Source organism: Pseudorhizobium marinum (assembly GCF_000705355.1).
Taxonomy (GTDB): Bacteria; Pseudomonadota; Alphaproteobacteria; order Rhizobiales; family Rhizobiaceae; genus Neorhizobium; species Neorhizobium pelagicum.
In genome coordinates this window covers 122,211-144,595 of record NZ_JMQK01000004.1, presented here as the reverse complement: position 1 = coordinate 144,595, position 22,385 = coordinate 122,211, and the positions used below count along the sequence as shown (strand labels likewise).

19 protein-coding genes are annotated in these 22,385 nt (G+C 64.4%); 12 read left to right on the top strand and 7 right to left on the bottom strand.

Annotated elements, in window-relative coordinates; genetic code table 11:
• Positions 1 to 96: 96 nt before the first annotated feature.
• Entirely contained in the window at positions 97 to 1,725 is a 1,629-nt protein-coding gene (locus EO99_RS0106310; protein WP_029617796.1) for an AMP-binding protein, read from the bottom strand.
• Between the two features lie 223 nt (positions 1,726 to 1,948).
• Here EO99_RS0106310 and EO99_RS0106305 point away from each other — a divergent pair, with 223 nt between their 5' ends.
• Positions 1,949 to 2,773: an alpha/beta hydrolase gene (locus tag EO99_RS0106305; protein ID WP_029617795.1), complete on the top strand. Its 825-nt coding sequence runs from the start codon at positions 1,949 to 1,951 to the stop codon at positions 2,771 to 2,773.
• Here the strand turns inward: EO99_RS0106305 and EO99_RS0106300 are convergent.
• Entirely contained in the window at positions 2,770 to 3,483 is a 714-nt protein-coding gene (locus tag EO99_RS0106300; protein WP_029617794.1) for a GntR family transcriptional regulator, read from the bottom strand. The genes EO99_RS0106305 and EO99_RS0106300 overlap by 4 nt on opposite strands.
• 229 nt (positions 3,484 to 3,712) lie before the next feature.
• On the opposite strand from EO99_RS0106300, the gene EO99_RS0106295 reads away from it, so the two are divergent.
• From EO99_RS0106295 to EO99_RS0106275, 5 genes are all read left to right on the top strand, one after another.
• Complete coding sequence (locus tag EO99_RS0106295; RefSeq protein ID WP_029617793.1) at positions 3,713 to 4,813, top strand: ABC transporter ATP-binding protein; 1,101 nt, start codon at positions 3,713 to 3,715, stop codon at positions 4,811 to 4,813.
• 32 nt (positions 4,814 to 4,845) lie between these two features.
• On the top strand, positions 4,846 to 6,132 hold the full coding sequence (locus EO99_RS0106290) for an ABC transporter substrate-binding protein (RefSeq protein WP_029617792.1): 1,287 nt from the start codon (positions 4,846 to 4,848) through the stop codon (positions 6,130 to 6,132).
• Between the two features lie 174 nt (positions 6,133 to 6,306).
• Positions 6,307 to 7,212, top strand: a complete 906-nt coding sequence (locus EO99_RS0106285) for an ABC transporter permease (RefSeq protein ID WP_029617791.1) — start codon at positions 6,307 to 6,309, stop codon at positions 7,210 to 7,212.
• Complete coding sequence (locus EO99_RS0106280; protein ID WP_029617790.1) at positions 7,213 to 8,031, top strand: ABC transporter permease; 819 nt, start codon at positions 7,213 to 7,215, stop codon at positions 8,029 to 8,031.
• Between the two features lie 9 nt (positions 8,032 to 8,040).
• Complete coding sequence (locus EO99_RS0106275) at positions 8,041 to 8,787, top strand: aspartate/glutamate racemase family protein (protein WP_029617789.1); 747 nt, start codon at positions 8,041 to 8,043, stop codon at positions 8,785 to 8,787.
• On the opposite strand, the gene EO99_RS0106270 is transcribed toward EO99_RS0106275, so the two are convergent.
• Positions 8,784 to 9,989, bottom strand: a complete 1,206-nt coding sequence (locus EO99_RS0106270; protein WP_037111182.1) for a LysR family transcriptional regulator — start codon at positions 9,987 to 9,989, stop codon at positions 8,784 to 8,786. The genes EO99_RS0106275 and EO99_RS0106270 overlap by 4 nt on opposite strands.
• Complete coding sequence (locus EO99_RS0106265; RefSeq protein ID WP_029617787.1) at positions 9,986 to 10,879, bottom strand: NAD(P)-dependent oxidoreductase; 894 nt, start codon at positions 10,877 to 10,879, stop codon at positions 9,986 to 9,988. Before EO99_RS0106265 ends, EO99_RS0106270 begins: the two co-directional genes overlap by 4 nt.
• Positions 10,880 to 11,027: 148 nt before the next feature.
• On the opposite strand from EO99_RS0106265, the gene EO99_RS0106260 reads away from it, so the two are divergent.
• The 4 genes from EO99_RS0106260 to EO99_RS0106245 are packed head-to-tail and all read left to right on the top strand — an operon-like array spanning position 11,028 to position 14,469.
• Positions 11,028 to 11,762 carry a PIG-L deacetylase family protein gene (locus tag EO99_RS0106260; protein ID WP_029617786.1) on the top strand — a complete coding sequence of 245 codons (735 nt, stop codon included), beginning with the start codon at positions 11,028 to 11,030 and terminating at the stop codon, positions 11,760 to 11,762.
• Positions 11,763 to 11,773: 11 nt separating this feature from the next.
• Positions 11,774 to 12,730, top strand: a complete 957-nt coding sequence (locus EO99_RS0106255; RefSeq protein ID WP_029617785.1) for a VOC family protein — start codon at positions 11,774 to 11,776, stop codon at positions 12,728 to 12,730.
• A 1-nt stretch (position 12,731) separates the two neighbouring features.
• Positions 12,732 to 13,403, top strand: a complete 672-nt coding sequence (locus tag EO99_RS0106250; protein WP_029617784.1) for a 4-carboxy-4-hydroxy-2-oxoadipate aldolase/oxaloacetate decarboxylase — start codon at positions 12,732 to 12,734, stop codon at positions 13,401 to 13,403.
• Entirely contained in the window at positions 13,396 to 14,469 is a 1,074-nt protein-coding gene (locus EO99_RS0106245) for a 4-oxalomesaconate tautomerase (RefSeq protein WP_037111177.1), read from the top strand. The genes EO99_RS0106250 and EO99_RS0106245 overlap by 8 nt, the downstream gene beginning before the upstream one ends.
• A 59-nt stretch (positions 14,470 to 14,528) precedes the next feature.
• On the opposite strand, the gene EO99_RS0106240 is transcribed toward EO99_RS0106245, so the two are convergent.
• The 3 genes from EO99_RS0106240 to EO99_RS0106230 are packed head-to-tail and all read right to left on the bottom strand — an operon-like array spanning position 14,529 to position 17,942.
• Positions 14,529 to 16,052, bottom strand: a complete 1,524-nt coding sequence (locus tag EO99_RS0106240) for a bifunctional aminoglycoside phosphotransferase/ATP-binding protein (protein ID WP_037111172.1) — start codon at positions 16,050 to 16,052, stop codon at positions 14,529 to 14,531.
• A 46-nt stretch (positions 16,053 to 16,098) separates the two neighbouring features.
• Positions 16,099 to 16,929: a universal stress protein gene (locus EO99_RS0106235; RefSeq protein ID WP_029617781.1), complete on the bottom strand. Its 831-nt coding sequence runs from the start codon at positions 16,927 to 16,929 to the stop codon at positions 16,099 to 16,101.
• Between the two features lie 32 nt (positions 16,930 to 16,961).
• Complete coding sequence (locus EO99_RS0106230) at positions 16,962 to 17,942, bottom strand: glucokinase (protein WP_029617780.1); 981 nt, start codon at positions 17,940 to 17,942, stop codon at positions 16,962 to 16,964.
• Positions 17,943 to 18,094: 152 nt separating this feature from the next.
• Between EO99_RS0106230 and ppsA the strand changes: the two genes are divergently transcribed.
• Both ppsA and EO99_RS0106220 read left to right on the top strand, forming a co-directional pair.
• Complete coding sequence (gene ppsA, locus EO99_RS0106225; protein ID WP_029617779.1) at positions 18,095 to 20,515, top strand: phosphoenolpyruvate synthase; 2,421 nt, start codon at positions 18,095 to 18,097, stop codon at positions 20,513 to 20,515.
• A gap of 18 nt (positions 20,516 to 20,533) precedes the next feature.
• Positions 20,534 to 22,381, top strand: a complete 1,848-nt coding sequence (locus EO99_RS0106220) for a heavy metal translocating P-type ATPase (protein WP_029617778.1) — start codon at positions 20,534 to 20,536, stop codon at positions 22,379 to 22,381.
• Positions 22,382 to 22,385: the final 4 nt, after the last annotated feature.

Below are 22,385 nucleotides of genomic sequence, written 5' to 3'. Positions count from 1 at the left end.
TTTAGAGCCGACCGCTATTGGCGATACCTTCCATACTTGCAAAAGAACGTCCACTGCCGAAGCGGCGCGCTACGGCTTTTCCCGTAGTCAGCCGCATCATGCCGCCCTCGCCTGCTTCAGCCGAAACCGCTGGATCTTGCCGGACTCGGTCTTCGGAAGCGTATCGGCAAAGACGATGGAACGCGGATATTTGTAGGGCGCGATGATGCTCTTGACGTGTTCCTGGAGCAGCTTGGCCATGGCGTCCGAGGCGGCACTGCCGTCCACCAGAACCACATGCGCTTCCACGACATGGCCACGTTCGGTATCGGGCACGCCGATCACAGCGCATTCCGCCACGGCCTCGTGTTTCAGGAGTGCCGCCTCGACCTCCGGCCCCGCGATATTGTAGCCCGCGGACACGATCATGTCGTCGCAGCGCGCGGCAAAATGGAAATAGCCGTCCTCGTCGCGGATGAAGGAATCCCCCGTCAGGTTCCAGCCGTCGCGGACATAGTCCCCCTGACGATCGTCGGCGAGATAGCGGCAACCGATCGGCCCCTTCACGGCAAGCTTGCCGACGGTCCCCGGCGCCACTTCGCGCATGTCGTCGTCGACGACGATGGCCTGGTAGCCGGCCAGCGGCTTGCCGGTGCAGGCCGCCCTCGAATCATCCAGCCGGTTGGAGATGAAGATGTGCAGCATCTCCGTCGAGCCGATGCCGTCGACGATCGGCTTGCCGGTCTTGCGCACCCATTCGTCGTAGACCGGTGCCGGCAGGGTTTCCCCTGCGGAGACGGCGACGCGGAGCGACGAGAGGTCGGCACCCTTGTCCATTGCCGCCAGCATGGCGCGATAGGCCGTCGGCGCGGTGAAGCAGACTGTCGCCTTGTAGGTCTCGATGATCTCGATCATCTTCGCCGGCGTCGCCTGCTCCAAAAGTGTCGCCGCAGCCCCGAAGCGCAATGGGAAGACCGCAAGACCGCCGAGCCCGAAGGTGAAGGCAAGCGGCGGCGATCCGACGAAGACGTCGTCGGGCGTCACGTCGAGCACTTCCTTCGCATAGGCATCGGCAATGATCAGGATATCGCGGTGGAAGTGCATCGTTGCCTTCGGCACGCCCGTCGAACCCGAGGTGAAGCCGAGCAGCGCCACGTCGTCGCGGCCAGTCTTCACCGCCTCGAATTTCACCGGCTTGTCCAGCGCCGCGCGGTCCAGCTCGGCATCGTGATTGGCCGTTCCGTCGAAGCCGATCACCTGCGTCAGGAAGCGGCTTTCCTTGGCGACGGCCACCAGTTCGTCCATCAGGCGCGTGTCGCAGAGCGCCATGGTCACTTCTGCCTTGTCGACCACCTTGGCGATTTCACCGACACGCAGCATCGGCATGGTGTTGACGACCACGGCCCCGGCCTTCGTCGCCGCCAGCCAGCAGGCGACCATGGCCGGATTGTTGGCCGAACGGATCAGCACCCGATTGCCGGGCTTCAGTCCGTAATCCTCCGTCAGCGCCCGGGCGATGCGGTTCGTCCAGTCGGAGAGCTCCTTGTAGGTACGACGCCGGCCGTTGCCGATCAGGGCCGTCTGGTCCCCGAAGCCGCGCTCGACCATGCGGTCGGTGAGCTCCACGGCGCAGTTCAGCCACTCGGGATAATCGAAGCCGTCGACAAGGATCTCCGGCCACTGATTGGAGGGCGGAAGATTATCGCGGGCAAACGTATCCAGGTGGCCTGTCGGTCCCAGTTTCATCGTCGAGTTCCCATGCGTTCTTCTGGTCCGACGCCCGGATGTTTCCGGTGCGGCGGCCGCGGCATTTTTGCCTTTCCACCAGAAAAGCACCGCGCCCGCCCGCTGGCAAGAGAGAAGTTTTAAGTTTGTAATAATTTTGGCCTCACCCGATCTTTGGCCTCTTCCGCCTCAAGCAGGCAGATGCCAGTATGGGCGACACAGCAAGCAGCAAGCCGAGGATCACATGCGCCACCGCATCACCGACTGGGACGACGCCTATGCCAACGGGCCGAACATCGCCGGCGGCGAGCGCTGGCCGGGGCTCTGGATCGAACCGGCGCGGATGTACCGGCAGGCCAAGCTGGAGGCGGGACAAGCGAAGCTTGGCATCCCCTACGGCGAGGGAGAACGCAACAAGCTGGATCTGTTCCTGCCGGCGGGAGAGCCGCGCGGACTGGTCGTCTTCGTGCATGGCGGCTTCTGGCTACGGCTCGACAGGTCCTACTGGTCCCATCTCGCCCGCGGTCCGGTCGAGGCAGGTTTTGCCGTGGCCATGCCCTCCTACACGCTCTGCCCGGACATCCGGATTTCCGGCATCACAGCAGAGGTGGGAGCCGCCATCGAAAAAGCGGCGGAACTGGTCGAGGGGCCGGTCCGGCTGATCGGACATTCCGCCGGCGGGCACTTGGTGACGCGCATGATCACCACCACGTCTCCGCTCCCGCAAGAGGTGCAAGCCCGCGTCGCCCACACGGTTTCACTCTCGGGAGTCCACGATCTGCGGCCCCTGATGCACACCGCCATGAACGCCCAGCTCAACATCGACCGCCAGGAAGCCTGGCGGGAAAGCCCGGCGCTGCTGGAGCCAATGAATGGCGCACGACTCACCTGCTGGGTCGGCGCCACCGAAAGATCGGAATTCCTGCGCCAGAACGCCCTGCTCGCCAACCTGTGGAAAGGCCTCGGCGCCGAGACGGAGGCGGTGGAAGAGCCGGACAGGCATCACTTCAACGTCCTCGACGGCCTGGCCAACCCGAACCACCCGCTGACGCAGACGCTCTTGTCCTAGGCCAGATCGAGAGCGTCCTTCAGCCGCGTGACATCACGCACCTGCAGATCCAGATCGGCCTCGATATGGTCGATGTGGCGCAGCATCAGGTCTCGCGCCCGTTCCCCGTCACCGGCCTCCAGGGCCGCAAGGACCGCCATGTGCTCATTATGGCCGCAGCTCGAAATGCCCGACCGCCCATAGAGGGCGATGACCAGCGAGGAGCGGGCGATGAGTTCTTCCATGAACCGTTCGAGGATCGCATTGCCCGCCATCGAGGCGAGCAGCAGGTGAAAATCCCCCGACGCCTTGATTTCCGCACGCCGGGCCGTGGGGCCGCGTTCGTTGAGGTAGCGGCTCTCTTCCTCCAGTTGGTGCCTCAGGATCGCGATCTTGTCTGCATCGAGCCGCTCGAGCGCCGACATCACCACACCCGGTTCGATCAGCCGGCGTGAGGCGAAAACCTGGCGTGCCTCCTCCGGTGTCGGGTTGGAGACGAAGGCACCCCGGTTGCGCTCCAGGCGCACCAGCCCTTCGAACGACAGCATTTGCAGCCCCGCCCGCGCAACCGTCCGGCTGACGTCGAACAAGGCCCCCACCTCGCTCTCCGTAAGCTTGGTCCCGGGCGTCAGCCGGCGATCGACAATCGCGTTGCGCAAGGCGTCGCGGATCGCGAGAGCACGATCTTCGGTGGCGGACTCGGGTGAGGATATGTCTTGTTTGATGTTCATGGGCTGCTTCCGGATCGCACACTTCTAACGTTACGCATCGCCCATGCCAAGCGCTCACAAACCGCAAGCCCGATTGCATACAATTTAGCCACGGCAGTGACAGCAATCGCTTCTGGTTTACGCAGGTCCGGGTGGCAACTTGCGGAACAGGAGCGAAAATCCACGTCCACGGCAGGCAAAGCGAAACTGGCACGAACTCTGCATGATCAGGTCAGCAGGGGTGACAGTGATGAACAAAGCATCTGAGATAGACATTGCTTCGGTAACCAAGCTCTACGGCACGACGACTGCCGTGGAGGCTATCAGCATCAAGATCCCCGGCGGGACCTATTGCTGCCTGCTCGGCCCCTCCGGATGTGGCAAGACATCGACGCTTCGCATGATCGCCGGCCACGAGACGATCACCAGCGGCGACATCCGGCTCGGCAACACCGTGGTGACCGATCTGCCGCCGGCGCGGCGCGGCACCGCCATGATGTTCCAGTCCTATGCGCTGTTCCCGCATCTCGACCTCGTCGACAACGTCGCCTTCAGCCTGAAGATGAAGGGCGCCCCCAAGGACGAGCGCCGCGCAAAGGCGATGAAGATGCTGGAGCTCATGGAGCTTCAGGCCTACGCGACGAGAAAGCCGGCGCAGCTCTCCGGCGGCCAGCAGCAGCGCGTGGCGCTGGCCCGGGCGCTGATCACCAATCCCCAGGCGCTCCTTCTGGACGAGCCGCTTTCGGCGCTGGACCCCTTTCTCAAAGTGCGCATGCGTGCCGAACTGAAGAAGCTTCAGGCTTCTCTCGGCATCACCTTCGTGCACGTTACCCACAGCCAGGAGGAGGCCATGGCGCTCGCCGATGTGATCGTCGTCATGAACGACGGGCGCGTCGAGCAGGCCGCCGCACCGCGCCAAGTCTTCGAACGGCCGGCGACAGCCTTCGTGGCGCGGTTCATGGGCAACCACAACGTCATTTCCGGCCGCGTCGTCGAACACCGCGGCGGCACCATGACGCTTGTGGTCCCGCAGGGCGGCCGCTTCATTGCCACCGATTCGACGGATGAGATCGGTGAGACCGCCGACCTCGCCATTCGCACCGACCGGGTCCGGATCGGAACGGCAGCCAAGGAAGGCCTGGGCTTCACCGGAGCCATTACCAACATCGAATACCGGGGCGCTTCGGTGAAGATCTCGGTGGCCGGTGCCGGCATCGAGGATTTCACCGCCATCCTCAGCGACAGCGAATTCTTCGCCACCCCCGTCAGGATCGGCGATGCCCTGCATCTCTGCTGGAACCAGGAGGACGTCATCGTCCTCGGCCGCACCGGCAGTGAATTCCATCAATAACGAAGGCCAAAGCCCAACAGAGGAGAACTGACATGACGAAAGCAAATCAGCCGAAGGGCGTGACCCGCCGATCCCTGCTGAAGACCGGTGCGGCTGCGGCCGGCTTCGCCGCCGGCTCCGGTGCCATCACCGGCTTCCCGACCATCTGGGCCCAGAACCCGATCACGCTGCGCCAGTTCGGCACCGGCGTGTCGAACCTCAATGCGATTGCCGAGAAGTGCAAGGAAGATCTCGGCATCACGCTGGAGATGACCGCGACCGACAGTGATGCCGCCGCCCAGCGCGCCGTCACCCAGCCGAACTCCTACGACATCGCCGACATCGAATACTGGATCCTCAAGAAGGTCTATCCGGCCGGCGTCATCCAGCCGATGGAGATCAGCAAGCTTAAGTACTACGACAAGATCGTGCCGCTCTTCAAAAACGGCAAGCTGACCCCCGACAGCGTCATCGCCCAGGGCACGGCGCCGCACACGGTCGGCTATGTCGAGAAGGCCGGCGACAAGACCTTCGCCAAGGGTGAGACCGACCTCTTCACCATGGTCCCGACGATCTACAACGCCGATACGCTCGGCATCCGCCCCGACCTCGTCGGCCGCGAGATCACCAGCTGGGCCGACATCATGGACCCGGCCTTCAAGGGCAAGACCTCTATCCTGAACATTCCGTCGATCGGCATCATGGATGCCGCCATGATCATGGAGGCCATGGGCAACATCAAATACGCCGACAAGGGCAACATGACCAAGGAAGAGATCGACGCGACGATCGACTTCCTGATCCAGGCCAAGAAGGACGGCCAGTTCCGGGCCTTCTGGAAGAGCTTCGACGAGTCCGTCAACCTGATGGCCTCGGGCGAAGTGATCATCCAGTCCATGTGGTCCCCGGCCGTCGCGGCCGTGCGCGGCAAGGGCATCGCCTGCAAGTACCAGCCGCTGAAGGAAGGCTATCGCTCCTGGGGCGGCGGCCTCGGTCTGGCGGCACACTTGTCCGGTGCTCAGCTCGATGCAGCCTATGAATACATCAACTGGTACACCTCCGGCTGGGTCGGCGCCTACCTCAACCGTCAGGGCTACTATTCGGCCGCCATGGATACCGCCAAGGAACACATGTCCGCCGACGAATGGGGCTTCTGGGTGGAGGGCAAGCCTGCCCAGGGCGACATCGTCGCGCCCGACGGCAAGGTCATGGAAAAGGCCGGCGCCGTGCGCGATGGCGGCTCCTTCGAGGAGCGCATGGGCAAGGTCGCTTGCTGGAACTCCGTCATGGACGAGGACCGCTACATGGTCCGCCGCTGGAACGAGTTCATCGCAGCGTAAGGGACGGAAAGTCCCCTCCCCAACCCCTCCCCACAAGGGGGAGGGGCTTTGCGTCCCACTCTTCGATCGATGTCGGACGAGAGGTTGCCTCATGGTCTCTCCCCCCTTGTGGGGGAGATGGCCGGCAGGCCAGAGGGGGTTTTGAGGCAGCCAAACCGGAGAATGGTGCAGACCATGACCACAGCACAGATCGCGGACGTCAGCGAGACGAAGGCAAGGCGCGAGATCCGGATGCCCTCCTGGCTGACCTCCTACCTCCAGGCGGCGCCGCTGGCGATCATCCTGTTCTGCTTCCTGCTCCTGCCGATCCTGATGATCACGGTGGTCAGCTTCTGGGACTATGACTTCGCCCAGATGTATCCGGATTTCGTCACCTTCAACTACGGCGAGACACTCGGATCCTGGGTCACCTGGAAGACCTATCTCAACACGCTGAAGTTCGCCTTCATGGTCTGGGCCATCACGCTCTTCGTCGGCTTCTGGGTGGCCTATTTCCTGGCCTTCCACATCCGCAGCTCCGCCATGCAGATGGTGCTCTTTCTCGTCTGCACCGTGCCCTTCCTGACGTCCAACATCATCCGCATGATCTCCTGGATCCCGGTGCTCGGCCGCAACGGCCTCGTCAACACGACGCTCGTAAACAGCGGGCTGATCTCGCAGCCGGTCGAATGGCTGCTCTACTCCGATTTCGCCGTCGTGCTCGCCATGGTCCACCTCTACACGCTGTTCATGGTGACGCCGATCTTCAACACGCTGATGCGCATCGACAAGTCGCTGGTCGAGGCGGCGCGCGATGCCGGCGCCTCCGGCTGGCAGACGCTGACCAACGTGATCCTGCCGCTGGCCAAGCCCGGCATGGCCATCGGCACGATCTTCGTCGTGACCCTGGTGATGGCCGATTTCTCGACCGTACAGGTCATGTCCGGCGGGCAGAGCGCGTCCGTGGCGCTGATGATGAAGAACCAGATGTCGCTCCTGCAGTATCCGGCCGCCGCCGCCAATGCCGTGGTGCTGCTGGCCCTCGTTCTCCTGATGGTCGCCGGCATCCTGCGCATCGTCGATATTCGCAAGGAGCTTTAGATGCACAGAGAAAAACGCTCCCGCGAGTTCTACGCGCTTGCCATCTTCTTCGTCATTTTCGTCCTCTTCCTGTACGGACCGCTGTCGGCCATCCTCATCCTGTCCTTCCAGGGGCCTAACGGTGGGCTGACATTCCCCCTAAATGGCGTCTCCCTTCGCTGGTTCGCCAATCTCTTCGAGACCCAGGCGGTCGGCGATTTCGGCGGTTCGTTCCGGCGCTCGCTGATGCTCGGGCTGATGGTGATGGCAACGACTGTCGCCGTGTCTCTGCTCGCCGGACTTGCCTTCCGCCGGCGCTTCATCGGTGCCACGGCGCTCTTCTATCTGGCGGTGGCAAGCCTCGTCGTGCCCTCCATCATCATCTCGCTCGGCATCGGCGTGCTCTTCCAGCAGGCGGGTCTTCCGCCGGCCTGGTATTCCTCCGCCTTCGGCGCCCACCTCACCTGGACGCTCCCCTTCGGCGTGCTGATCATGTTTGCCGTCTTCAACCGCTTCTCCCCCGTCTACGAGGAAGCGGCACGCGATCTCGGCGCCTCCTCCTGGCAGGCCTTCCGCCACGTGCTGCTGCCGATCATCGCTCCCAGCCTGATCGGGGTCGGCCTCTTCGGCTTCACCCTTTCCTATGACGAGTTCGCGCGTACCCTGATGGCCGCCGGCACCTACAACACGCTGCCGCTCGAGATCTACGCGATGACCACCAACGTCACCACGCCGGTGCTCTACGCGCTCGGTACCGTCACGACGGCCTTCTCCTTCCTCGTCATCGCGGGAACCCTGTTTCTCATCGTCCGCCTCAACCGGCGGCGTCTCAAGGCCTGAATGATCGCCATGCGCATCCTGATCGTCAATCCGAACACCACCGCCAGCATGACCCGCCGCATCGCCGCGGCAGCCGAGCGGGTGCTGGCAACCGGCACAGACCTAGTCGCCGTCACCTCGTCGATGGGCCCAGCCTCCATCGAAGGCTATTACGACGAGGCTCTGGCTGTTCCCGGCCTGCTGCAGGCCATCCGTCAGGGAGAGCGTGATGGCGCCGACGCGGCCATCATCGCCTGCTTCGACGACACAGGCCTCGATGCGGCCCGGGCCATGGCCGGCATCCCGGTCATCGGCATCTGCGAGGCCGCCGTGGCCACCGCCTCCTTCATCGCCCAGCGCTTCACCGTCGTAACGACCATGGAACGCTCCCGCCTTCCGGTTGAGGCTCTGGTTCACCGCTACGGCATGGGCATGCGTGCCCGGGTGCGCGCGGCAGACATTCCAGTCCTCTCGCTGGAAGATCCTGCGTCCACGGCCCGCGAGCGCCTCTGCCGGGAGATCGAGATCGCACTGAGGGACGACCGGGCCGAAGCGATTGTTTTGGGCTGCGCCGGCATGGCCGATCTGCCCCGGCAGCTGCAAAACGAATTCGGCGTCCCGGTGATCGACGGTGTCGCGGCGGCGGTGAAGCAGGCGGAGGCCCTTGTGACCCTTGGGCTTTCCACCGCCAAACGCGGCGCCTATGCCTTCCCGGTGGAGAAGACTTACAGCGGCATGCTTGCAAGCTTCCAGCCGGACGTCGCTCCGGCCGCCTAGCGCCCGCCGCGGCCGAGCGAGCCTTCGCCCAGGAGAGCGGCCACCTCTCCAAGGATCTCGATCATCTTCCTCTGCGGGTTGGTCGGGCGCCAGCCGGCTCGGAAGGTCAGGCCGATGGGCCTGACAAGTTCGTCGGTGGAAAACGACAGCTGCCGCAGAAGCCCCCGGTCGCATTCCGTGCGCGCCTGGACATGCGAGATGCAGCAGAGATGATCGCTTTCCAGAAGCAGCCCGCGCATCAGTAACAGCGACCCGGACTCGATCAGGCGCGAGGGAGGCTGTCTGCCGGCCGAGGAGAAGATGGTCTCGAACTGCGCCCGCGTCGGCGTGCCGCTGTGCGGCACGACCCAAGGGTAGGCGAGGAGATCGTCCACGGAGATGACCGATTGCGCCCCGAGCGGATGATCGGGCCGCGACAGGAGCGCCAGCCGGTCGTCAAACAGCGCCTCCTGCACGATGTCGTCGATGGGCGCCGGCTCCCGCAATGCGCCCACCAGGATATCGAGGCTGCCTCGGCGCAATTCGCTCAGCATGCCGGGATAGGGCCCATCCACCACCCGCACCGCCATCTCCCTGTACTGCTGCCGGAACCGGACAAGTGCCGTCGGCAGGAGAACCGAGCGCGCCAGGGGCATGGCGCCGATCACGATCGACCCCGCTTCGCCGCCGTCGAACTCCGCCAGTTCCGCGTCCGCCTGATCCAGCTCGTAGATCGCCAGCCGGGCCGCCTGCGTCAGCGCCTGGCAAAGACGCGTCGGCAGAATGCCGAAGGCCGTGCGCTCGAAGAGACTGCGGGCCGCCTCCTGTTCGATCTGGGTGACGGCGCGATGGACCGTGGGTTGCGCCAGCCCCAGCTGTCGCGCGGCAAGCGTGAAGTTCTCGGTCTCGCTGACGGCCACCAGCGCCTGAAGCTGCGCGTAGGTGAGCGAGATCCGCAACCGCGGAGAGATTGTCGCCAGCACAGGGTCGAGCAACCCGAACGCGCTCTCCACCCGCCGCAACAGGATTTCGCCTCGGGGCGTCGGAAAGAAGCCGTTTCGGCTGCGCTCGAACAGCCCCCCACCTGTCTCAAGCTCCAGCTTGTTGATTGCCTGCGTCACGGCAGGCTGCGACACATGCCATCGCTCCGAAGCCTGCGTCACGGACTTCAGCTCCGCCACCGCAACGAAAAGCCTGAGATGTTTCAGGTTTCGGGAGATCATAGCCTGCTCAGGATGAGATCCGCCCGCGCTGTCAGATCATCCTCTCCGGGCTCCAGCCCAAGGGTGGCAACCGCGCGCTGCCATGCCACCGTTCCCCGGCTCATCCAGTCGGGAAGCCCCAGCTCCTGCAGGGTGACACAGACTTCCTCCACCTCGGCTGCCCGCCGCGCACCGTGCACCATCATCCGTTCCAGGTTGTAGGCGCTCCGGGCACGCCAATCGATGCCGGGGTCTGAGGCCTGAAGCGAGGCCAGCACCGCCTCCTCGACCCCCGCCCGCCGCGCTCCCAGCAGACACTCCGCCGTCAGCGCTTCCAGGCCCTTGATCATCACGGAGCGCAGCATCTTGACGCTCGAGGCATCGCCGACCTTCCCGCCCGTGATCCTCGGGCGCATCTCCAATTGCTCGATCAGCCTTGCGGCCTCCTCCGCATGCGGGCCGGCCAAGAGGAGAGGCACCTGATGGCGCTTCGGATAGACCGGTGCCATGACCGCGACGTCCACATACCTGCCGCCGACCGCTTCGATGACAAGAGCTGCCCGCGCCTTCGTCGAGGGCGCGCAGGAATTGCAGTCCAGCCAGAGGACGCCTTGCTGCAGATAGGGCGACGCGGTCCGCGCCGCCTCCAGTGCCTGGTCGGCCGTCACGAGACAGAAGACCAGCCTGGCGCCAGCGAGCGCTTTCTGCAGGCTTTCCACGGCTTCGATCCCGGCATCGCTGCAACGGTCCCGCACTGCCCGCGCCTCATCACCCGTTTCAGCCAGAGCGATGTCATAAGCGCGGACCGTTCCGGGCCGGGTTTTCGACCAGCCGGAGGCGATTGCATGGCCCGCCTCTCCGAAGCCCATGAAGACGATATTCGAAAGGTAATCCACGTTGCCGTCTGCCATATCTGCACCTCCTCCGTGGCGGGAAATGTCGCAGATGTCACCCGCAACTTCCATGTACTATAGCCAAAACTTATGAAACTTGGCGACTTTTTCATTTGTCGTGCGGCGGCTGGCGCGCAAGTCTGGCGGAGGTTGAGGAGGAACCTTCATGTCGACGAACAAGACTGCTCTCATCATCAGCGCGCACGCGGCCGATTTCGTCTGGCGCTGCGGCGGCGCGATCGCGCTCCATGCGCAGATGGGATACAACGTCACCGTCGTCTGCCTCTCCTTCGGCGAGCGCGGCGAGAGCGCCAAGCTCTGGAAGCAGGAGGGCATGACGCTGGAGCGGGTCAAGGATGCGCGGCGGGCGGAGGCCGAACGCGCGGCGGAAGCGCTCGGCGTCCACGACCTCGTCAGCATGGACCTCGGCGATTATCCGCTGGAGCTCACCCGCGACAACAAGAACCAGCTCGTGGACGTCATCCGCAAGGTGCAGCCGCGCTTTATGCTGAGCCATTCGCAATACGACCCCTACAACACCGACCATATGTACGCGACGCAGGTCACCCTCGAGTGCCGGATGATCGCCCAGGCCTGGGGCCATAATCCGGGCGAGAATGTTCTGGGGGCGCCCCAGCTCTATCTCTTCGAACCGCACCAGACGGAACAGATGGGCTGGAAGCCGGACACCTTTCTCGACATCACTCCGGTCTGGGAGAAGAAGCGCGCCGCCATCGAATGCATGGAGGGCCAGGAGCATCTGTGGGAGTATTACACCCGCGTCGCCATCAACCGCGCCAACCACTTCAAGCGCAACTCGGGTGGTCAGTCGGGCGGCCGCGACTGCAAATATGCCGAAGGCTTCCAGTCCATCTTCCCGCGCACCGTTGACGAGCTGTAAGGGAGCATATCGTGGAACAGTGTCACGACATCGCCCATCTCGGTCACGTGGAGATGTACACGGACCGCTATGACGAAAGCCTCGATTTTTTTACTCGCGTCTATGGCCTGAAGCTCTCCGCCGAGGACGAAAACTCCGCCTACCTGCGCGCCTGGGACGACTACGAGTTCCATTCGCTCAAGCTGACGCGCCATCACCAGACGGGCCTTGGCCACATTGGTTATCGTGTCGCTTCGCCGGAAGCGCTGGAGCGCCGCGTCAAGGCGATCGAAGCTTCCGGCTACACGGTCCACGGCTGGAGCGACGGCGATCTCGGGCATGGCCGCGCCTTCCGCTTCGAGGATCCGTTCGGCCATCTGTTCGAGATCTACTGGGAAACCAACTGGTACAAGCCCCAAGTGGAGTCCGATCGTGCCGTATTGAAGAACACCGCCTCCGCCTTCACCGGCGCCGCCCCGCGCCGGCTCGACCACCTGAACCTCCTGTCGAGCGACGTCACCGCGTTTCGCCGCTTCATGGAGACTTGCCTCGGATCCCGCGTCACGGAGATGATCCAGCTCGACAACGGTCGCATCGGCGGCTGCTGGTTCACCGTCAACAACAAGACCTATGATCTTGCCTGCACCGAAGAACACGGCGGCGGCGAAGGGCGTCTTCATCACGTCACCTATGCCACCGACCAGCGCGAGGATATCCTGCGGGCCGCCGACATCTTCCTGCAGAACGGCGTTCACATCGAGACGGGACCGCACAAGCACGCCATCCAGGGCACCTTCTTCCTCTACGTCTGGGAACCGGCAGGCAACCGGATCGAGCTCGCCAACGCCGGCGCCCGCCTCATCCTGGCGCCCGACTGGCAGCCGATCGTCTGGACGGAGACCGACCGCAAGAAGGGTCAGGCCTGGGGCCTGAAGACCATCGAGACATTCCATACCCACGGCACGCCGCCCGTGAACAGGGAGCACTGACATGGCTGTCGTCGTGCAAAACATCGATCGGGCGGATCCGCAGGTCATCGATCGCCTCGCGGCAGCCGGCGTCGCGACCGTCCATGAGGCACAGGGCCGTCGCGGGTGCCTGGCCTCCTACATGCGGCCCATCTACTCGGGCGCCCAGGTCGCCGGCTCTGCCGTGACCATCTCGGCACCGCCCGGCGACAACTGGATGATCCATGTGGCGATCGAGCAGCTCCGCGAAGGAGACATCCTGGTGCTCGCACCTACCTCGCCCTGCGACAACGGCTATTTCGGCGATCTGCTCGCCACCTCCGCCCGGGCGCGCGGCTGCCGCGGACTGATCATCGAGGCAGGCGTCCGCGATATCAGGGATCTGACGGCCATGGGGTTTCCGGTCTGGTCGAAGGCGATTTCCGCCCAGGGCACCGTCAAGGAGACGCCGGGGTCGGTCAATATCCCGATCGTCTGCGCCGGGGCGGCCATCGAGGCGGGAGACGTGATCGTCGCCGATGACGACGGGGTCGTCGTCGTCAAGCGTATCGAAGCAGAGGCGGTGGCCGCCGCCGCAGAGGCGCGGGTGGCCTCGGAGGAGGCTCGGCGCAAGCGTCTGGCCGCAGGAGAACTCGGCCTCGACATCTATTCCATGCGGGAAAGGCTGACCGAGAAGGGGCTGAGATATGTCTGACCCCTATGCCGACGGCATTCCGTGCCTGTGGATGCGCGGCGGCACCTCCAAGGCTGCCGTCTTTCTGGCGTCCGACCTTCCGTCAGATCCGAAGGAGCGTGACGCACTGCTGCTCGGCACCATGGGCTCCCCCGACAGCCGCCAGATCGACGGCATCGGCGGCGCCGACCCGCTGACCTCGAAGGTGGCGATCCTGTCTCCCTCCACCCGGGCGGATGCCGATGTCGACTACCTCTTCCTTCAGGTCTTCGTCGACCAGCCGGTGGTGACCGACGCGCAGGGCTGCGGCAACATCCTGGCGGCCGTAGGACCGGCGGCGATCGAACGGGGGCTGGTAGCGGCCCAGGACGGTGTGACACCGGTCCGCATCCACATGGTCAACACCGGCGAGGTATCGGTCGCCCAGGTCGCGACCCCCGGCGGCAAGGTCAGCTATCGCGGCGAGGCGCGCATCGACGGCGTTCCCGGGCATCATGCCGCCGTCCCTCTCCTGTTCCAGAACACCGAAGGCTCGATGTGCGGAGCCCTCCTGCCCTCCGGCAACGCCCGCGACGTGGTCGACGGCATTGAATGCACGCTGATCGACAACGGCATGCCGATCGTCATCCTGCGCGCATCGGACTTCGGCCTGAGCGGCACCGAAAGCCGGGAAGATCTCGACGCCAACGGCCACCTCAAGGCCCGCCTGGAAACGATCCGCCTCGCCGTCGGCCCGATGATGAACCTTGGCGACGTGACCGAGAAGTCGGTGCCGAAGATGACGCTCGTTTCGCCGCCACAGCACGGCGGCACGATCAGCACGCGCAGTTTCATCCCGCACCGCTGCCATGCCTCTATCGGCGTCTTCGCCGCCGTCAGCGTCGCCACGGCCTGTACCATCCCGGACTCCATCGCGGCCGAGATGGCACAGCTCCCGGAGGATGGACGTTTTCTCGTCGAGCATCCGACGGGAGCCGCCGAGGTCCTGGTTCATATCAGTGCGGAGGGCAAGATAGAAGGCATCGGCACCTTGCGGACGGCCCGCAAGCTGTTCGAGGGGCGCGTCTTTCCGGCTCCGGCGCCCTGAGGAAATCCGCAACGCCGATCTCCCGAGAAGCAGCCTTCACCTCCTGTGACACAGGTCGTTCAACGGGCAAGGCTCAGAAGAAGAGCGACGTTCTCGCCGATCGCCCTGCCCGCATCGAGCTGGCGCCAACCGACATCCCTCGGCCTTCGCTCCAGCTGCTGGGCGAGAATTTCGGTGTTGGCGTCGGAAGCGCCTCCTGAACGGCTGGAGACACGCTCCCAGAGCAGCAGCGGCTCTGCCTCCAGCCATGCACCGAGAAAGGGAGTACCGGCTTCGGCCGCCGCCCGTTCGACCTGCTGCCGATCGTCATGCCGCTCGAAGACGGCATCGACCACCGCACACCCGCCCTGTCCGAGAATGACGGCCGCACGCCAGGCCATCTCGGCATAGACCTTCTTCGAGATTTCCGGCCGGTAGGCCGCGGGCGGCAGCCGCGTTTCGGCAGGCACGTCGTGCAGGGCCTTGCGGATACGGTCGCTCTCGATGATCCGGGCACCGGGGGCCACACCGAGCAGCGGGGCGAACGCATCCGCGAGGCTCGACTTGCCGGAGCCGCTCAGGCCGCCGATGGCCACAAGCCGCGCCGGTGCCTTCTGCAGAAGCGTGAGCGCCAACTCATAGTAGGACCGGGCCTCTGTCGCAAGGGAGGACGCCGCCTCGCCTTCCGCTTCGGAGGCCTGGGTCGCCGTCACATGGGCGCGCACGGCTGCCCGCGTCGCCATGAAGAACGGCAGGAGACAGAAACCATCCTCATCCTGCGCCTCGTCGAGATATCGGTTCATCACCCAATTGGCGCGCATGCGGTCGCCGCGATGCCAGAGGTCCATCAGCAGGAAGGCAAGGTCGTAGAGGACGTCGGTGGTGGCAATCTGCAGGTTGAACTCGATGCAGTCGAAGAGCCGGGGCTCTCCCTGCATGAGACAGATGTTACGCAGATGGAGATCACCGTGGCAGCGCCGGATCCGGCCGGCATCCGAGCGACGGTCCAGCACCTCTGCATGTTCATCAAGACGGCTGCGAAAAACTGCGGCGATCCGGGAGACCTCATCGGTGGTGAATATCTGGCTTGTCCGGAAGCCCGCCTCATTGATGGCCAGCACATTGGCCATGTTGTCCGATCCCGTGCCCGAGGAAATCACAGGCGCGGAGCGATGAAACCTCGCAATGGCACGGGCCGTCTCCGTCATGAGCGGAAGCGTCAATCCGCCGTCCATCGCCATCCGGTCGAACAGCGCTTCCTGCGCGAAGCGGACCATCTCCACCACGACCTCGACGAGGTCCCCCGCCCCGTCAAGCGCCAGACGGCCATCGCTGTCGCGGGTGATCCGGCGTATGCCGAGATAGAGATCGGGCGCCGTCAGGCTGTTGAGCGAAACCTCATCCTGGCAGGCCTCAAGGCGACGCTCGATGGTCGAAAAATCGACATAAGGGAGCTTGACCGCCCGCTTCATCTTGTAAGCGCGTCCTCCCGCGAGGAAGACCTCGGAGATATGCGTGCGGATGACCTCGACAGGCTCGCCGAGGCCATAGGTTGCAGGGGCAGAAAGGAAGGCGATGACGGCACTCTGATCTTCCATAATCATTGCGGACCGTCCTTTCCGAGGTCTGGAACCAGAAGCGCAGAAGCCGCTAGCGGGCAAGCAGGACCGGTAGCTGCGCCTCTTCCATGATGGACGTCGTCACGCCGCCAAAAATGCGCTGGCGCATTCTCGAGTGTCCATAAGCCCCCATCACCAGCAGATCGGCGTCTATGTCGAGCGCATGCTGTTGAAGCACCGTCTTGACCGGGCGACCGGCGCTGGGAAGCTGGTCCACGATCACCTTTACTCCATGCCGCGCGAGATAGGCCGCGACATCGGCGCCCGGCTCTTCGCCATTGCGTCCGGAGAAGCCATCCGGATCGACGAGGGTGACATTCACCTGCTCGGCGCCGATCAGCATCTCGAGCGATTCGCGGGCAGCACGCGCAGCCTCCAGTTTCGAATTCCAGGCCAGGAGGACCCGCTTCGGCTGGAAGCTCACCTTACCGCTGGCCGGGATGAGGACGAGCGGACGATGCGCCTGGAAGACCGCGGCGTCGAGCACGGAACGCGCCAGGTCGGCGGACTGGATAACGCCCTTCCCGATCACAACGACATCGCAGTAGAGCGTCCTCTGGAACAGGATTTCTTCGAGGAAAGCGCGCTCCGCATAGGCGAGGTCGACATCGCAGGAGATACCCTCCGCCCGGCAGCGTTCGAGGACCTCGTCGCGAACCGCCTGAAGCGCCTTCATGTCGCTGTCGCGCTGCTCGATCCAGCCGATGCCGACGGGATAGTCGCCGATCGTGGGAGCGGTCGCGATGCCTGCGACGATGACCGTCAGATGCGCTCCGATTTCCGATGCTGCCTGCAGCGCAGGAGAAAGATCGCCTTTTGCGCTATCGCTGCCGACAACCGCCAAAACCGTCTTGAATGTCATGATACTGTTCCTTCTTCTTTCTGTCTTGAAGACTAAGCAGCCGGCTGCCCGCCGCCATGATCTTCGTCAAACTGGATTGCGAGAGCGGCACCGCGCAGCACCGCCGTTGTCGAACGGGCCAGGAACAGCGGGAGCCTGGCGAGGCCGGAGCCGATGCGGCCGGCTTCGAAGCCCTGGCGCAGGGCTTGCGGCGAGAGCACGTCGAGCCCGTACCTGCCCTCGTCAGAAACGAGGTAGGCACCGCCTTCGGCTCCGGTGAGAAGGGCAAGATCGCCAATCCGCCGGCCGATCCAGGCGGAAAAGATCTGCGATGCCTCCACTGCAACCGCATCCTGCTTGGCAAGTCCGGTGGCCAGGCTGTCGTGGGGATCACCGTCCGCCACTCTTCCCTTGCGGCTCAGCAGGTGGACGTAGAGCCTTTGAAGAGCCTCGCTCGAAAGCAGGTTGCCTGCCGACATCGGTCCGTCACCCCCGGCGTGCTTCAGGAGCTCAATCTCCTCTGCGTCGACCCCGCCAAGGGACATCTCTCCGGCGGCCCCGGCAAGGGCCATCCAGCCATCATCGACGGGAATGATCGTGGCTGCTTCCAGAAAATGCCCAAAGCTCATGACGATCTTTGGCCTGTCTATGAAGGGCGCCTCGCCGCCGACCTGCTCGATCTCGTGCGGCTCCAGCAACGGCAGAGCGAGCGCCATGGCCGAGATGTCCCGGATCAGGGTCACATGCCGCATGGACATTGCACTCTCCAGGTGCCGGCGTGTAAAGTGCCAGCCGCTGCCCAGGACGGAGGCGCGGTCGTTGTCGACGGTGCCTGCGACGGCAAGGCTCAGAACATCTGGATGCGCCGGCAGCGAGCGCAGATAGGAGGCCAGTGCCTGTTCGATCGACGTGAAGTCGCCGCACCGGAAATTGACGAAGTGATCAAGGCGCAGTTCGTCCATGTCGATGAGGGCAAACCGGACATGTGTCGGCCCGACTTCGCCCGCAATCGCCGTCCGTCTCCTGGGTATCATGGTGCTTCTCCTTGTCCTTACACGGTGCAAGGTGTGACAGAGACAGCGCCGTCACCTTGACAAGGATCAAGGTTGCGGACGCGCACTGCAATTAGCCTCACGTCATCGCAAGCAACCGCATTCGGCGAACCGCTTGCCTATGGAGGTCAGCAATGAGTGATGCATCTTCACCCGTCGTCTGGTTCGAAGACCTGAGACGCGTCGACGTTGCCAAGGTGGGCGGCAAGAATTCCTCGCTTGGAGAAATGATCCAGACGCTTGGCCAGCAGGGCGTGGACGTTCCGGCCGGCTTTGCCACCACTGCGGATGCCTATTGGAACTACGTGGACGAAAACGGCATCCGGGCGGCAATGACCGAGCTGATCGGCAAATGGACCAGCGGCAAGGCCAGCCTTCCGGAAACCGGCGAGGCCATCCGCAAGCTCTTCCTCCACGGCGAATGGCCGAAAGCGACCGCAGACGCGATCCTCAAGACCTATCATGAGCTATCGAAGCGCGCCGGCCGCGACAATGCCAGCGTCGCGGTGCGGTCCAGCGCCACGGCCGAGGACCTGCCGGACGCGAGCTTCGCCGGCCAGCAGGAAACCTATCTCAACATCGCCGGCGAAGCATCGCTGCTCGACGCCTGCCGGCGCTGCTACGCCTCGCTCTTCACCGATCGCGCCATCTCCTACCGCCAGACGAAAGGCTTCGACCACATGAAGGTCGCGCTATCGATCGGCGTGCAGCAGATGGTACGGTCCGACATCGGCGGATCGGGGGTGATGTTCTCGATCGACACCGAAACGGGTTTCGACAAGGTCGTGCTCATCAATGCGGCCTGGGGATTGGGTGAAAACGTCGTGCAGGGCACCGTCGATCCGGACGAATACCAGGTCTTCAAGCCGCTTCTCGGCGACCCCTCGCTTCGCCCGATCATCGCCCGCAAGCGCGGCGCCAAGGCGATCAAGATGATCTATGGCACGCAGGACCAGCCGACACGGAACGTGCCGACCTCGAAGGCGGAGCGGGCGGCGCTGGTGTTGCGCGACGACGAGATCCTGACGCTGGCCCGCTGGGCCGTGACCATCGAGCACCATTATGGTTGCGCCATGGACATGGAGTGGGCGCGTGACGGCGATACTGGGCGGCTGTTCATCGTACAAGCGCGGCCGGAGACGGTGCAATCGAACCGCGAGGCCGCCGTCTTCAAGTCCTACCGGATCAAGAGCAAGGGCAAGACGCTCGTCAGCGGCCTGTCGATCGGCGATGCAATCATCTCCGGAACCGTTTGCCTGATCGACTCGGCAAAGGACATCGACCAGTTCATCGACGGCTCGATCCTCGTTACCTCGACGACCGATCCGGATTGGGTGCCGATCATGAAACGGGCAGCCGCCATCGTCACCGACCATGGCGGGCGCACCTCGCATGCCGCCATCGTCAGCCGCGAACTCGGCCTGCCGGCGATCGTCGGCACCGGCAATGCGACACATCTCCTGCACACGGGACAGGAGATTACCGTCTCCTGCGCCGAAGGCGATGAGGGACAGGTCTACGAAGGGGTGGCAGACTACGCCGTCGAGACGCTGAACATGGACGACGTGCCGGAGACGAAGACGAAGGTCATGCTGAACATCGGCAACCCCGGCGCGGCCTTCCGCTGGTGGAAGCTGCCGGCCGATGGCGTCGGACTGGCGCGCATGGAGTTCGTCATCAGCAATGCCATCCGCATCCATCCGATGGCGCTCGTCCACTTCGACAGGCTGAAGGACGAGGCGGCCAAGCAGGAGATCGCCGCGATCACCGCCGGCTATCAGGACAAGCCGGCCTTTTTCGTCGACCAGCTGGCCGAGGGGCTCTCGCGCATCGCCGCAACGCTTTATCCGAAGCCGGTGATCGTGCGGATGAGCGATTTCAAGACGAACGAATATGCCGGACTGCTCGGCGGCGCCGAATTCGAGCCGGACGAGGAAAACCCGATGATCGGTTTTCGCGGCGCGTCCCGCTATTATTCCCCGCGCTACCGCGAAGGCTTTGCGCTCGAATGCCGGGCGATCCGCAAGCTCCGCAACGAGCTCGGCTTCCGCAACGTGATCATCATGATCCCCTTCTGCCGGTCCGTCTCGGAGGCGCAGAAGGTGCTGCAGGTGATGGCGGAGAACGGCTTACGTCGCGGAGAGGACGGCCTGCAGGTCTACGTCATGTGCGAAATCCCGTCGAACGTCATCCTGGCCAAGCAGTTCGCGGAGCACTTTGACGGCTTCTCGATCGGCTCGAACGACCTGACCCAGCTGACGCTGGGCGTCGATCGCGACTCCGGCGACCTCGCCGAACTCTTCGACGAGCAGGACGAGGCGGTGAAATGGATGATCCGCAGCGTGATCACGGAGGCCGGCAAGGCCGGCGCAAAGATCGGCATTTGCGGCCAGGCGCCGAGCGACCACCCGGATTTTGCGAAATTCCTGGTCGATTGCGGCATCGACAGCATCTCCGTCAGTCCCGACAGCTTCGTCGCCGTCAAGCAGAAGGTGGCCGAGGCGGAGGGTAAGGGAGTGCTCGCCGCCAGCCTGAGGGCATCCGCCGGTGGATAGACCTTGGCCAAAGACATGATGACCCCATTGTCGCACAGCCGCCTCAACATCGCTTTGCTGGCTGTTGCACTGGCCGGCCTTGTGTCCGGCCTCGCATTGATGGCAGCCGGGAGCGATCTGGCGGCCATGGCCTGGGCGGCCGGCGTGATCCCGGTCCTGGCAGCGCTCGTGGTCGAGATTGTCCGCAGCCTGTCAAAGGGCGAGGTTGGCCTCGACATCGTGGCAGCCCTTTCCATGTCCGCGGCGCTGTTTTTCGGCGAAGCGCTTGCGGCCGCCGTTGTCGCGTTGATGTATTCCGGCGGCACTTTCCTTGAGAGCTATGCAGAAGGCCGTGCCCGGCGCGAAATGAGCGATCTTCTGTCGCGCGTGCCGCGGACGGCGACACGGCACGGCACCGGATCGCTCGAAGAAGTCCCTCTCGAAAACATCCTGCCAGGCGATCTTCTGCTGATCCGCCAAGGCGATGTTGCGCCGGTGGACGGTACGGTCGAAAGCGACCGGGCGCAGCTCGACCAGTCAGCGTTGACGGGAGAGTCCATGCCGGTCGGGCGCGATCGGGGCATGGAGGTGATGAGCGGCTCGACCAATGCCGGCGAGGCCTTCGATCTGAGGGCAACGCACCGTGCCGCCGACAGCACCTATGCCGGGATCGTCCGCCTGGTGGAGGCGGCGCAGAAGTCCAAGGCGCCGATGTCGCGGCTGGCGGATCGCTATTCGCTCTGGTTTCTCGGCCTGACGGTGTTCCTGGCGACCGCTGCCTGGTGGTTGACGAGCGATCCCATCCGCGCCGTTGCGGTGCTGGTGGTGGCGACGCCCTGTCCGCTGATCCTGGCGGTTCCGGTCGCGCTGGTGGCGGGACTGTCGCGTGCGGCCCATTTCGGGGTCCTGATCAAGGGGGCCAGACCGCTGGAGTCGCTGGCGCAGATCCGGACACTGATCCTCGACAAGACCGGCACCCTGACCGACGGACGGCCACAGATCGTCTCCGTCGAGACATCAGGCGACATGCCGGCCGACGACATCGTCGCCCTCGCCGCCGCCCTGGAGCAGGCATCGAAGCACCCGATGGCGCAGGCGATTGTCGCCGCAGCCAAGGCGAAAGGCATACCCCTGTCCCTCCCTGACCACGTGGTCGAGACACCCGGCGAAGGGCTTGCAGGAATGGTCGGCGACCGCAAGATCGTTGTCGGCGGGGCCGGCTTCGTGGCAGCGCAGATCGGCACGAGCGAGATCGAAAGCCAGGCGCGCGACGCAGGCTCGGTCATCGTAGCCGTTGCAGTCGACGGAAAACTCCAGGGTCGTCTGGTGATGTCCGACGCCCTTCGCGCAGGCACCGGCGATCTGCTGGCAGGGCTGCGGCGGCTGGGGGTTGCGCGCATCCTGCTCGCGACCGGCGACCGGCAGGCCGTCGCCGAGGCAGTGACGGAGGGACTTGGCCTCGACGGCGTGCGCGCCGACCTGACGCCGGACCAGAAGGTGCTTCTGGTGATTGCCGAGCGCAAGAACGGCCCGGTGATGATGGTCGGCGACGGCGTCAACGATGCGCCGGCCCTTGCCGCAGCCGATGTTGGCGTCGCCATGGGCGCGCGCGGGGCTGCGGCCTCGGCCGAAGCGGCGGATGTGGTTCTGCTGGTCGATCATCTGGATCGCCTGCTGTCGGGGATCGAGATCGCGCAAAGGGCCCGGCAGATCGCCATGCAAAGCGTGGCAGCCGGCATCGGACTGTCGGTTGCCGGCATGATTGCCGCAGCGCTCGGTTATCTCACCCCCGTGCAGGGGGCGCTTCTCCAGGAGGTCATCGACGTGGCCGTCATTCTGAATGCGCTGCGCGCCTTGCGCATCAAGCCGCGGCTCGGAGATATTTAGCGCC

Bases quoted from the DNA above. Each gene is read 5' to 3' on its own strand.
- EO99_RS0106230 (WP_029617780.1), bottom strand. From the start codon at position 17,942: ATGATACCCAGGAGACGGACGGCGATTGCGGGCGAAGTCGGGCCGACA.
- ppsA (WP_029617779.1), top strand. From the start codon at position 18,095: ATGAGTGATGCATCTTCACCCGTCGTCTGGTTCGAAGACCTGAGACGC.
- EO99_RS0106240 (WP_037111172.1), bottom strand. From the start codon at position 16,052: ATGATTATGGAAGATCAGAGTGCCGTCATCGCCTTCCTTTCTGCCCCT.
- EO99_RS0106300 (WP_029617794.1), bottom strand. From the start codon at position 3,483: ATGAACATCAAACAAGACATATCCTCACCCGAGTCCGCCACCGAAGAT.
- EO99_RS0106280 (WP_029617790.1), top strand. From the start codon at position 7,213: ATGCACAGAGAAAAACGCTCCCGCGAGTTCTACGCGCTTGCCATCTTC.
- EO99_RS0106310 (WP_029617796.1), bottom strand. From the start codon at position 1,725: ATGAAACTGGGACCGACAGGCCACCTGGATACGTTTGCCCGCGATAAT.
- EO99_RS0106305 (WP_029617795.1), top strand. From the start codon at position 1,949: ATGCGCCACCGCATCACCGACTGGGACGACGCCTATGCCAACGGGCCG.
- EO99_RS0106295 (WP_029617793.1), top strand. From the start codon at position 3,713: ATGAACAAAGCATCTGAGATAGACATTGCTTCGGTAACCAAGCTCTAC.
- EO99_RS0106220 (WP_029617778.1), top strand. From the start codon at position 20,534: ATGACCCCATTGTCGCACAGCCGCCTCAACATCGCTTTGCTGGCTGTT.
- EO99_RS0106235 (WP_029617781.1), bottom strand. From the start codon at position 16,929: ATGACATTCAAGACGGTTTTGGCGGTTGTCGGCAGCGATAGCGCAAAA.
- EO99_RS0106270 (WP_037111182.1), bottom strand. From the start codon at position 9,989: ATGATCTCCCGAAACCTGAAACATCTCAGGCTTTTCGTTGCGGTGGCG.
- EO99_RS0106265 (WP_029617787.1), bottom strand. From the start codon at position 10,879: ATGGCAGACGGCAACGTGGATTACCTTTCGAATATCGTCTTCATGGGC.
- EO99_RS0106285 (WP_029617791.1), top strand. From the start codon at position 6,307: ATGACCACAGCACAGATCGCGGACGTCAGCGAGACGAAGGCAAGGCGC.
- EO99_RS0106290 (WP_029617792.1), top strand. From the start codon at position 4,846: ATGACGAAAGCAAATCAGCCGAAGGGCGTGACCCGCCGATCCCTGCTG.
- EO99_RS0106260 (WP_029617786.1), top strand. From the start codon at position 11,028: ATGTCGACGAACAAGACTGCTCTCATCATCAGCGCGCACGCGGCCGAT.
- EO99_RS0106245 (WP_037111177.1), top strand. From the start codon at position 13,396: ATGTCTGACCCCTATGCCGACGGCATTCCGTGCCTGTGGATGCGCGGC.
- EO99_RS0106275 (WP_029617789.1), top strand. From the start codon at position 8,041: ATGCGCATCCTGATCGTCAATCCGAACACCACCGCCAGCATGACCCGC.
- EO99_RS0106250 (WP_029617784.1), top strand. From the start codon at position 12,732: ATGGCTGTCGTCGTGCAAAACATCGATCGGGCGGATCCGCAGGTCATC.